This is a genomic window from Sphingomonas sp. LM7 (genome assembly GCF_002002925.1).
GTDB lineage: Bacteria > Pseudomonadota > Alphaproteobacteria > Sphingomonadales > Sphingomonadaceae > Sphingomonas.
In genome coordinates this window covers 1,456,774-1,468,698 of sequence record NZ_CP019511.1, presented here as the reverse complement: position 1 = coordinate 1,468,698, position 11,925 = coordinate 1,456,774, and the positions used below count along the sequence as shown (strand labels likewise).

The window sequence follows — 11,925 nt, the reverse complement described above, 5'->3', positions numbered from 1 at the left end:
GCCCCCGGGGCGGATCACATCGTGAACCGGATGCCGGCCTGGATGCGCCGGTCGTTCTTGAACCAGGCATTGGGTTTGAGCAGCCCCGTATTGTCCACCTGCTGATACAGGATCGTGTCGGTGCCCAGCAGGTTGCTGCCCTGCAGGCTCAATTCGAACTGCGGGGTAAGCCGCCAGCGGATCGACGCATCGAGATACCCCGTGGCATCCTGCCAGATCGGCAGGCCGACGCAGCAATCGATCGCGGTCACCAGGTATTTCGAGCGCCAGTTATACGCGACGCGTGCCGAAATCGGCCCCTTTTCGTACATGCCGACAAGGTTGTAGCTGTGCTCGGAAATGCCTTCGAGTGCCTTGGCTTTCACGGCAGTGGCGTCATAGCTGACGCCGCCGCCCGCGGTTCCGCCTGCGGTCTCGTTGGTCAGGTTGATCGTCTCGATGCCGTTGTTCGAGACATAGGTGTAGTTCGCCTGGATGCCGAAGCCGCTGAGCAATCCCGGCAGGAAGTCGAAGAAGCTCTGGAAGGCGAATTCGGCACCCTTGATCGACGCGCCGTCGCCGTTCATCGGGCCGGTTACCAGCACATTTCGTGTCACGCCGTTATTCGTGACGCCGAGATTGTAGGTGCCCGACTGGATGTAGTTGTTGAACTTCTTGTAGAAACCGGTCGCAGTGAACGATCCGGCGCGCGCGAAGTAATATTCCAGAGTCAGGTCGAACTGATCGGCCTCGATCGGCTTGAGCCGCGGGTTGCCCGCCTGGCCGCGATAGCTCCAGTTATACCCCACGATCGTCTGGCCATCGGGACCGAAGACGATGTCCGGGTTCGAACGATCGGTGAGGCTCGGCGACAGCCGGGTGATCGTCGTGAAGTTGCGCAACAGGCCGACATCGGGCCGCGAGATCGCCCTGGAATATGCGACGCGGCTGAGCAGCTTGTCGGTCCAGTCGAGCTTGAGGTTGAAGCTCGGCAGGAAGTGGACATGGTCCTCACGCGCGGTGTTCGCGACGCTGCCGCCGGTGCTGAAGGCGATCTCGGCAGGTGTGGTGACGCATCCTGCACTGGCAGTGGGCAGGCCGGTATCCGGATTGGTGCCGCGCTCGCACAAGAGCTGGTTGGCAGTGAACGGCGTGGCATAGCTCAGCGAGCCCGCGGTCTCGTTCACCGTGAAGATCAGGCGACCTCCGACATTGCCCGAAACCCCGACGCCGCCGATCTGCGCCTCGCGGCCGCCGAATTTGAGCATCGCATAGCCCGCTGCAGTGGTCTCGCTCAGCTTGAGGATGTCGCCGGGCAGATAGCAGCCATAATCGCCTTCGATCGTCTCGCCGGCCCGGTAGCCCGCATTCGAGCAGACCGGATAATAATCGCCGACGCCGATGGTGGGACGGCCGAGCGCGGCGCCCAGCGTTTCGCGGTTCTCCAGCTTGTCCATGTTGAAGAACACGAATTCGCGACTGTCGATCTGATTGCCGTTGAAGAAGTCCGACCCGAAGGTGAAGTTCGTGGTATTGCCGGCGGGATATACCGGGCGGTCCGTGTTGAAATAGGGCGCCTGGGTATAGGTCCAGGTATTGGCGATGTTCGCCCAGTTATAGGCGCCCCAGCGCACCGTCTGGTCGCGATCGGCATAGCGGGCGCCGAGCTTGAGCGAGCTGAGCCAGGTCGAATCGATATCATATTCGACATCGGCGCGGAGCGCGAGTTCATGGCCGTCGCTATCCTCGGTGTGATCGGTGATCGCGTAGTAATAGTAGTTGTTGGGGTTGGTGATCCCGCCTGCCGACAGATTGATGTTGTCCGCCACCGCCGGATTGATCTGCAACGTCGGATACTTGCCTGTCGCATCGACGAAAGTGTTCGCATAGGTCCGAGCGGTGACCGAGGCATTGTAGTTGTGAACCTCTGAATCGACATATTGCGCATCGAAATTCAGGTGGATGCGCTCCGAGGCGTCCCATTTGAAGTTCAGTGCGAAATCCTGGGTGTACTGCTTGTTCTTCAGTGCGTTCGCGGCAGTGTCGAGCTGTGGCGCGCGCTGCGGATTGGTGCAGCCTTCCCAGGAATAGCAACGGTTGAAGAATGCCTGGCCGCTCGAATTGACGCCGAGCCCGAGATTCTCATTGCCTTCGCCGACATAGGGGCGCGGCGCGGACCACGAGCCCGAGGTGAAATTGCCGTCATCGTCGAAGGTGAAGGGGGCAGTCCCCTGGAGCGGCTGGATCAGGCTGGCATCGCTGAACACATAGTCCGTGGGACGGCCGTAGAGCTCGAGCGCGCTCGCGCCAGAGGAATAGATCGCATATTCGCGCCAGCTGTTCTTGTATTGCGAGCGCGTATATTGGGCGGTCAGCTCCTTCGAGCCGTCCTCCGAACGCCATTGCAGCGCCCCTGAGATGCCGATGCGCTTACGGTCGTACAAATTGTCGCGCATGTAGATGCCGTTGGGGATGTACGTCGTGTCGGTGCCGAACGTGCCCGGCGCGAAGATCGCGATGCGATCATATTGAATGCCCTGGCTCGCTGTCTTCACGTGACTGTAGGCAAGGTTGAGCATCGCGCCGAATTCGCCCGCGCCGGTGTTCCAGCGCTTGGTGATCACGCCCGAGAGTTCAGGGGTGATCTTGCCGGCGATGTCGCCGTAATTGCCGATTACGCCGAGTGAGATCACGTCCTTCTCGGAATCGAACGGAAGGCGCGTACGCAAATTGATCGATCCGGCGATGCCGCCTTCGATCAGGTCCGCCGTCTGGTTCTTATAGGTATCGATTCCGGTGAGCAGCTCGGGGGAGATGTCCTGCCAGCTGAGTCCGCGCGAGCTGTTTGCCGAGAAGGTGTCGCGGCCGTTGAACTCCGAGCGAACCTGGGGAAGGCCGCGGACGATGACGCCGGAGGGTTCGGCGGAGAAGTGCGAGGTGTCGTCGGTGCCGGCGAAGCGCACGACGGTGATGCCGGGAACGCGCTGGAGCGCCTCGGCGACCGACTTGTCGGGGAAGGAGCCGATGTCCTCGGCCGTGATCGAATCGACCACCGTGTCAGAGTTACGCTTGCGGTTCTGCGCCGAATCGAGGTTTTCGCGCAGGCCGGTGACGACGATGTCGTCTTCGGAGTCGGCAGTCTGTGCTTCCTGTGCCCAGGCCGGTGCGACCATCGCGGCGGATATCGCCGCGCAACAGGCGGTTTCGCGCAGTTTCTTGCTTACGAACGATCCAAGTGACCCCTTGCGTGCCATGCCCTGTTTCCCCTTGTCGCCGTCGTTTGCGGCTTGTCCCCTGGCGCCGTCGATAATACCAATCCGACTTAACGCATGACCAATAGACTACATATCTGCGACAGTGTCTATACGGGTCGACGAGGCAAACTGGAGGGGCGACGATGGGCGGGAAAGCGAACATATCGGGCACCGGGCGGCAGCGGTTGCTCTCGCTGGATGTCCTGCGCGGGCTTACCGTAGTCGGCATGATCCTGGTCAATTCGACTGCGGCGATGAAATATGGTGCGGAGGCGCAGGTGTTCCCGCTTCTGCTGCATGCGTCGTGGGATGGACTCGCGCTCGCCGACCTTGTCTTCCCCGGCTTCCTGATGATGGTCGGCGTCGCCATTCCGCTGGCGCTTGGCCGGACCAAGCAAGGGGGCGAGCCGGCGGACAAGAACGCGATCCTGTGGCGTGCGGCGCGGCTGTTCCTGCTCGGGTTCATCATCTCCAATCTGTACTGGTTCGCCGATTCGTCTTCGGGAACGTGGCGCCTGTTCGGCGTCCTCCAGCGGATCGGCATGGTCTATGCTGCCTGTGCGCTGCTGTTCCTCGCCTGCAGCCCCAAGGTGCGCCTGGCGATCCTTGCCGCGATCCTGGTGCTCTACTGGCCGTTGACGCTGCTGCCGGCGCTGGACGGCCTGCCCAATGACATCTGGGTGCGTGGACATAATTTCGTAGCGTCGTTCGATCGGGTGCTGCTGGGCGGCGGCGGCCATAATTATGTGAAGGGGCCCGAGGGCTATGATCCGGAAGGGCTGCTCGGCACGCTTCCGGCCATCGCGCACGGGCTGATCGGCGTCGCGATCGGCGAATATCTGCTGCGGCGTTCCGCCGGTTCGGCGCGGACACTGGCGCTGGCGGGCGGGGGTATGCTGGTCGGGGGAATCGCCTGGGGCTTCGTCTTCCCTGTCGTCAAGGACATCTGGTCGAGCAGCTTCGTATTAGTGACCTGCGGGCTCACTACGCTGGCGCTGGCGGGGCTCCATGCCTGGCTGGACCGCGACCGGGAACTGCGCGGCGCGACGCGGGCGTTCGTTATTTTCGGCACTGCGTTCGGCATCAATGCCATCGCCGCCTATGCCCTGCACGAATTCACTGCGATGGTGCCGACCTGGGACCTGATGCTGGTGCCGTTTCGGGCGCTGCGCGGACCGCTCGGTGATCCCGCTGCGGCGCTGGTGCCGGTGGTGTTGTACATCGCGCTGATTTTCGTCTGCGTCGATTATCTGCGGCGGCGGCAGTGGATCATCCGGATCTGATGCGAGGCTGATAGTACCTTTAAGATACCTATTGTGCCATTTTTAAATACATTCTACGCCATTCCATGGTTCGGGCGGGCTGAATGTCCGTACGGAAAGGGGCTCCGCCACGTGAGGATCGACAGCGCATGCAGGCCGCGCGGGGCAGCGGTCGACCCCGTTCCGGTCGCGCGGGCGCTTGATCGTGCAAAGAAGCCCTCCCTCAACAGAGTGACTTGCACGAAATGAAGATCAGCGTTGCTAACGGCAATGTGGTGGCCGGTCGTACCGTGCTGGATGCCGCGACCATCGCAATCGTTGATGGCAGGATTTCCGCGATCGAGCCGGGTGTGTCCGGCGAGCTCGATATCGATCTCGACGGCGGGTGGCTGGTCCCGGGCTTCATCGACGTTCAGGTCAATGGCGGCGGTGGCGTGTTGTTCAACGATGACATCAGCGTCGACGCGATCGCGGCGATCGGCGCCGCGCATGGCCGCTTCGGCACCACTGCCTTCCTGCCGACGCTGATCAGCGATTCTTCGGAGCGGATCGCGGCCGCGCTGGACGCCGCCGATGCCGCGATCGCGGCGGGCGTACCGGGCGTCGTCGGCGTCCATATCGAGGGCCCGTTCATCAATGCCGCCAAGCGCGGCATCCACGAGGCCGACCGGATCGTCCCGATCGACGCGGCCATGGTCGAACTGCTGTGCAGGCCGCGGGCAGGGCGCGTGGTGCTGACCGTCGCACCCGAGATGGTCGCGCCAGCGTTTCTGCGGACGCTGGTTCGCCACGGCGTCCTTGTCTGCGCGGGGCATACCAACGCCACCTACGACGAAGTGCGCACGGCGGTGGACGCAGGCGTGACCGGCTTCACCCATTTGTTCAACGCGATGTCGCCGCTCACGCACCGCGCGCCCGGCGCCGTCGGCGCGGCGCTCGACCTGCCGGGCACATGGTGCGGGCTGATCGTCGATAATGCGCATCTCCACCCTGCGACGGTGCGCATTGCGATCCGCGCCAAGGGGGTGGACCGCATCATGCTGGTGACCGACGCGATGCCCAGCGTCGGGACCGACCAGGCTGCTTTCGTGCTGCAAGGCAAGCGCATCCAAGTGCGCGACGGCGTGTGCACCTATGAGGACGGCACGCTCGCCGGCTCGGACCTCGACATGGCAGCGGCGTTCCGCAACACGGTTTCGATCACGGGGCTGGCGCCCGCCGAGGTTGTGCGCATGTCTAGCGAATCCGCGGCGGCATTCCTCGGCCTCTCCGCGACTCATGGTACGCTGGCGCCGGGCAAGCGTGCCGACTGGGTAGTCCTCGACGCGGACCTGGCGCCCTGCGTGACGTGGATCGGCGGCGTGCCGATGTTCGCCCCGGCGGAGCTGGGCGTAAAGGCGACGGCATAGTCTTCGAGCCAGCTTGCGACCTTGCCGTGATCTCCTGTGCTGGGCTGTCCCTTACAGCGCGTCGAGTTCGGCCAGCGTCACCACGCGCCTTTCGCGTGCGCTGATCTCGGCGGCGGTGCCGATCGCGACGGCGCGCAGCCCGTCCAGCGCAGTCACTTCGACCGGCCCGTCGCCCCGCACTGCACGGGCAAATGCTTCATGCTGGTGGAAGGTCGCGCCGTGGTGCGAGCCCGCCGCCATGGCGACTTCATCTACCGCTACGGGCGTGCGCTCGACTTGCTTGGCGGCGCGGAAGGGGACGCGCGGCGAGAAGATCAGGTCGCCCGGCGGGACCAGCACGTCGAGCCGCGCCTTGTCCCCCGTCACCGAGATTTCTTCCTGGTGCTCGACACCCTCGGCGAACATGCACAGATCGAGCATCGCGCGCGTGCCGTCGGCGAAATCGACCACGGTGAAGCTATTGTCGATGATATCGGGACTCTCGCCGCCATAGCGCTCGTCCCGGTGGTTCACGTCGATCGCGCCCGAACAATAGACGCGCACGGCCTCGCTCCGGGTGATAAGGCGCATCAGATCGAAGAAATGGCAGCATTTTTCGACCATCGTACCGCCAGTATTGCGCGCGAAGCGATTCCAGTCGCCGACCTTGGGCAGGAAGGGGAAGCGGTGCTCGCGCATCGACACCATGTGCAGCGCGCCAATGCGACCGCCATGCACCTGGCGGACGAACTCGGCGACCGGCGGCATGTAGCGATATTCCATGCCTGTCCAGAACGGCGCGGCGTGGCGTTCGGCCTGTTCGACGATCCAGCGCGCGTCCGGAAGCGTCGTCGCGAGCGGCTTTTCGCAAAGGATCGCAATGCCGCGTTCGAACAGCGGCGCGAGCACGTCGCGATGCGTGTTGTTGGGCGAGGCGATGATCACGGCGTCGATCTCGCCGCGTTCTGCCAGCTCCCCCGCGCTGCGGAAGCGCGCGGGCCGCTCGTCGCCCAGCGAGGCGTCCGCCCAGCCGAGCGACGCCTCGACCGGATCGGCGATCGCAGTGATGCGTGCGCCGGGGATCAGCCGGATGTTGCGGATATGCTCGCAGCCCATCATGCCGGTTCCGACCAGCCCGTAGCGGATTGTCTCAGTCATGCTGCCTGTGCCAAGGGAGAGGAGACCGGCCTGTCACCCGAACGCCCGGACCCCACAAGATCGAAAAGCTTGTGCGGCCCAAGCGTCCAACTTTGAACGAGGACGATTTGTCCCTGCCTCCTTGCGAAGTGAGCTGGTTTTCGGCGCTGTGCGACGACGACTATGAGTTTCTCGGTGTCCCCGATACGCGGCTGCAATCTAGCTGGGAGCATTGCCGCGACATCGTGCTCCAGGCCGATTCGCTGGGCTTCGACAATGTCCTGCTCCCGTCGGGCTATGCGCTGGGGATCGACACGACTGCCTTTGCTGCCGCGATCGCGACCTGGGTCAAGCGCATCCGGTTGCTGATGGCCGTGCGGATCGGCGAGAGCTGGCCACCTCAACTGGCGCGCCAGATCGCCACGATCGACCAGATGCTGGGCGGGCGGCTCGCCGTGAACATCATCTCCAGCGACTTGCCGGGCGAGGTGCTGGAGAGCGCGCCGCGATACGCGCGGACGGTCGAGGCAATGTCGATCCTGCGCACATTGCTGAACGGCGAGGCGCTTGATCACGAAGGCGAGTTCTGGAAGCTCAAGCTCAAGCCGCCGCGGATCGGCACCGTTTCGGGCCGCGCTCCGCAATTCTATTTCGGCGGATTGTCGGACCCGGCGCGCGATGCGGCCGCCAAAGGCGCCGACGTCTATCTGATGTGGCCCGATACGCTGCCCGGCATGCGCGCGATCATCGCCGACCTGCGCGAGCGGGCGGAGCGGGAAGGGCGCAGTCTGCGCTTCGGCTACCGCGTACATGTGGTCGTACGCGAGACGGAAGAGGCTGCGCGTGCCGCTGCCGACCGATTGATCTCGCGGCTGGACGGCGACACCGGCGCGAAGATCCGTGCCAACTCGCTCGACAGCGGGTCGGCAGGCGTGCGCCGCCAAGCCGAGCTGCGCGAAGCCTCGGGCGGCGAATATATCGAGGACAATCTGTGGACTGGTATCGGCCGCGCGCGATCGGGCTGCGGCGCGGCGATCGTCGGCGATCCAGATCAGGTACTCGCCAAGCTGGAAGCGTATCGCGCCGAGGGAATCGAGGCGTTTATCCTGTCGGGCTATCCCCATGCAGCCGAGGCCGATCTGTTCGCGCGTCACGTATTGCCGCGGCTCGATCACCGGCCGCTTGGCTGACGGCGCGCGCAGATCAATCTCCATCTATCTGGTGGGAGTTGATAGATTTTCTTGATTGGGCACGCGGGCCTGGGCCGCCTAGCATCGCGGGATGAGCTATCAGCGCCAGTCGTCCCAGTTCGCGGAGCAGGGATTTGCCGTTTTCGAGGGCGTCCTGACCGGCGATCTGCTCAATCTGCTGCGCGAGCAATGCGACGGCTTCGTCACGCGTGAGGATGCGCGGATGGACGCGGCGGGCGTCGATACGCTCGGGATAAGCCATCGCGGAAAGCGCTATTTCGCCAATGAATGCCAGCGCGAGCAGCCTGCGCTGCGCCGCATGCTGTTCAGCGAGGCAATGGCGAATATCTGCCGCGCGACGCTGGGCGACACCGCCTATTTCTTCTTCGATCAATATGTCGTGAAGGGGCCGGAGGGCGGGCTGCCGTTCAGCTGGCACCAGGATTCGGGCTATGTCGTCGGCAATGGCGGCCCGTCTGATCACTTGCCCTATCTCACCTGCTGGTGCCCCCTCGACGACGCCACGCTCGATAACGGCACGGTGCGCGTCGTCCCCGGCAGTCACCGCGCAGGAATCCTGCCCCATGCGCGGCGCGCGGCGAGCAACGATCTAGCGGTCGATGTCGACGAAGGCGATGCGGTCGCGATCGAGGCGCCCGCGGGCAGCGTCGTCGCCTTTTCCAGCCGCACGCTGCACGCGACCGGCGCCAACCGGACCGATCGCGCGCGGCGAGTCTATCTCGCCCAATATACCGCCGAGGCGATGCTCAATCCGGGCACGCGGCAGCTGCGCCGCAACGCCATCCCGCTCGTCCAGGGCGGACGCCAGGTGACGTTCGCATGAACCTGTCTCCCGCACGCCGCTGGGTGCTGTTTGGGCTGGTGCTCGTTGCCGGCATCCTCAATCTGGTCGATCGGCAGATCATCGCCGTGCTCAAGCCGGTGATCTCGGCGGACCTGGGCTGGAGCGACAATGACTATGGCACGCTCGCCGCCTGGTTTCAGGGATCGGCCGCGGTCGCGTTCCTGTTCACCGGTTGGATCGTCGACAAGGCCGGAGTGAAATGGGCCAACCCGCTGGGCGTCTTCACCTGGAGCCTCGCCGCGATCGGCCATGCCTGGGCAGTCACCATGGGCCAGTTCACCTTTGTCCGCGCCGCGCTGGGCGCGACCGAAGCGATGGGCACGCCGAGCGGGATCAAGACGATCGCCGCGGTGTTCCCGCCGCATCTGCGATCGACCGGATATGGCATCTCCAACGCAGTCGGCAGCATTGGCGGCATCGTCGCGCCATTGCTGATTCCGCTGCTGGCGGCAGTCTATGGCTGGCGCGCGGCGTTCGTGATCGCGGGACTGGTCGGCGTGATCTGGGCCGGGGTGTGGCTTATCGTCGTCCGCGGCGTGAAGTTCGCCGACGGCAGCGGCGAGCCGGCTGCGGCCGCCGACACGGTCTATGGCCCGATCCTGCGGGAACGCCGCACCTGGGCGATCGCGTTCGCCAAGGTGCTGTCGGATTCGACCTGGTGGCTGATGCTGTTCTGGATGCCTGATTTCTTCCATCGCCAGTTCGGGCTGACCGGCACCCAGCTGGGGCCGCCACTGGCGATCGCCTACACCGGCGCGGCGATCGGCGCGCTGATCGCGGGAACGTTGGCCAGCCGGTTGCTGGTCCGCGGGCGCAATCTCGACCGCGTCCGCAAGGGCACGATGCTGGTCGCCGGGCTGGTGGTGCTGCCGGTGCCGCTCGCGCTCTATTCCGGCGATCTGTGGAGCGCGACGCTGATCCTCGCGCTGACCATGGCCGGGCACCAGGCCTTTTCGACCACGCTGTTCGCAGTGATCGCCGACGTCACCCCGCGCGCGAAGGTCGGCCGGGTCACGGCGTTCGGCGCGTTCTGCGGCAACCTTGGCGGGATGGCGATCGCCAAGATCGCCGGCGCGGTGCTGGCGGCGGGGCTCGGCTACCTGCCGTTGTTCCTGTTCGCGAGCGTTTCCTATCTGCTCGCGCTCGGCTGGATTCAGCTGTTGTTGCCGCGCATCCGCCGCGCAGAGAACGCAGCGGATCCCATCGAAGTAATCGCGGCGCATTGAACGAAAGGCTGCACGCATGACCGACCCTATCGATCGCCGCGGCGTGCTGCTGGCAGGATCCGGCGGCGCCTTCAGTCTCTACAGCTGGGCCGCGGCTGCGCAGGACGTGCCCCGTCCCAAGGCGCTCAGGCGCACCGGCGCGCGCCCGCGCAACATCCTCGTCGTGCTCACCGACGATCATCGCTACGACGCGATGGGGTTCATGAAGGCACAGGATTTCGGCGAGACCCCGACGCTGGACCGGCTGGCGCGCGAAGGCGTGCATTTCCGCAATGCCTTCGTCACCACCGCGCTCTGCTCGCCCTCGCGCGCGTCGATCTTCACCGGGCTCTATGCGCATCAGCACCGCGTGGTCGATAACAACCATCCGATTCCACCGGGCCTGACTTTCTATCCCGAATATCTCCAGCGCGCCGGATACGACACGGCGTTCATCGGCAAATGGCATATGGGCGCCGAGACCGACAAGCCGCAGCCCGGCTTCGATCACTGGGTGAGTTTCAAGGGGCAGGGGACGTATCTGCCCGGCCCCGACGGGCTCAACGTCAATGGCCGGAACGTCCCGCAAAAGGGCTATATCACCGACGAGCTGACCGACTATGCGCTCGACTGGATCGGCAAGCGCGATCCGAAAAAGCCATGGATGATGCACCTTGCGCACAAGGCGGTGCATTCCGAATTCATCCCCGCCGAGCGCCACAAGGGCCGCTATGCAGACGCGACCTTCCGCTATCCGGAGTCGATGAAGCCGGGCGTCCCCGGCCGGCCGATATGGGTCGAGAACCAGCGCAACAGCTGGCACGGCGTCGATTATCCCTATCACGGCACGCTCGACGTCGCCGATTACTACAAGCGCTACATGGAGACGCTGCTCGCGGTCGATGAAGGCCTTGCACGAATCATGGATCTGCTCGCGGAGCGCGGCGAGCTGGACGACACGCTGATCCTCTACATGGGCGACAATGGCTTCATGTTCGGCGAGCACGGGCTGATCGACAAGCGCGCCGCCTATGAGGAATCGATGCGCGTGCCGATGATCGCGCGCTGCCCCGCGCTGTTCGGCGCCGGGACCGTCGAGCAGGTGGTCGCCAATATCGACGTCGCGCCGACGATGCTGGCCGCCGCCGGGCTCGCCGCGCCCGAGCATATGGAGGGCGCCTCGATGCTGCCGCTGGCGCAGGGCAAGCCCGTGCCGTGGCGCAAGGAGCTGCTCTACGAATATTATTGGGAGCGCAATTTCCCCCAGACCCCCACCGTCCACGCGCTGCGCGAGGACCGGTACAAATACATGCACTTCCACGGCATCTGGGATCTCGACGAGCTCTACGACCTTGCCGTCGATCCGCATGAGACCGACAATCTGCTCGCGCGTCCGGGGCACGAGGACCTTGCCGAGCGGATGAGCAAACGGCTGTTCGCACTGCTCCAGAATACCGACGGTATGGCGATCCCGCTCAGCGCCGACGCAGGCGAGCGCAACGCGCTGCGCGATCCCAAGGGGCCGCAGGGCGCGCCATTCCCGCCGCCGTTTCTGCGGCTGCCCAAGCGCTGACAAGCCACGGCACAGGCGGGGCGAAGCAAAAGTTGATTCTCCTATTAATCCGATAGGATATGTTGCTCCCGA

At 64.6% G+C, this 11,925-nt stretch carries 8 protein-coding genes; 6 read left to right on the top strand and 2 right to left on the bottom strand.

Features of this window, described 5'->3' with window-relative positions:
- Positions 1–14: 14 nt before the first annotated feature.
- On the bottom strand, positions 15–3,233 hold the full coding sequence (locus BXU08_RS06725; protein WP_077509356.1) for a TonB-dependent receptor: 3,219 nt from the start codon (positions 3,231–3,233) through the stop codon (positions 15–17).
- 143 nt (positions 3,234–3,376) lie between these two features.
- On the opposite strand from BXU08_RS06725, the gene BXU08_RS06720 reads away from it, so the two are divergent.
- Complete coding sequence (locus tag BXU08_RS06720) at positions 3,377–4,516, top strand: acyltransferase family protein (RefSeq protein WP_077509355.1); 1,140 nt, start codon at positions 3,377–3,379, stop codon at positions 4,514–4,516.
- A 224-nt stretch (positions 4,517–4,740) separates the two neighbouring features.
- The gene (gene nagA, locus BXU08_RS06715; protein WP_077509354.1) at positions 4,741–5,904 is read left to right on the top strand and encodes an N-acetylglucosamine-6-phosphate deacetylase; all 1,164 of its coding nucleotides are present in this window, start codon (positions 4,741–4,743) and stop codon (positions 5,902–5,904) included.
- A gap of 51 nt (positions 5,905–5,955) precedes the next feature.
- On the opposite strand, the gene BXU08_RS06710 is transcribed toward nagA, so the two are convergent.
- The gene (locus BXU08_RS06710; RefSeq protein WP_171982445.1) at positions 5,956–7,041 is read right to left on the bottom strand and encodes a Gfo/Idh/MocA family protein; all 1,086 of its coding nucleotides are present in this window, start codon (positions 7,039–7,041) and stop codon (positions 5,956–5,958) included.
- Between the two features lie 107 nt (positions 7,042–7,148).
- On the opposite strand from BXU08_RS06710, the gene BXU08_RS06705 reads away from it, so the two are divergent.
- From BXU08_RS06705 to BXU08_RS06690, 4 genes are all read left to right on the top strand, one after another.
- Positions 7,149–8,210 (top strand): LLM class flavin-dependent oxidoreductase, encoded by a 1,062-nt coding sequence (locus BXU08_RS06705; RefSeq protein WP_077512093.1) that lies wholly within the window; start codon positions 7,149–7,151, stop codon positions 8,208–8,210.
- A 91-nt stretch (positions 8,211–8,301) separates the two neighbouring features.
- Entirely contained in the window at positions 8,302–9,054 is a 753-nt protein-coding gene (locus tag BXU08_RS06700) for a phytanoyl-CoA dioxygenase family protein (RefSeq protein ID WP_077509353.1), read from the top strand.
- Positions 9,051–10,301 (top strand): MFS transporter, encoded by a 1,251-nt coding sequence (locus BXU08_RS06695; protein WP_077509352.1) that lies wholly within the window; start codon positions 9,051–9,053, stop codon positions 10,299–10,301. Before BXU08_RS06700 ends, BXU08_RS06695 begins: the two co-directional genes overlap by 4 nt.
- A gap of 16 nt (positions 10,302–10,317) precedes the next feature.
- The gene (locus BXU08_RS06690; RefSeq protein ID WP_077509351.1) at positions 10,318–11,853 is read left to right on the top strand and encodes a sulfatase; all 1,536 of its coding nucleotides are present in this window, start codon (positions 10,318–10,320) and stop codon (positions 11,851–11,853) included.
- Positions 11,854–11,925 lie beyond the last annotated feature (72 nt).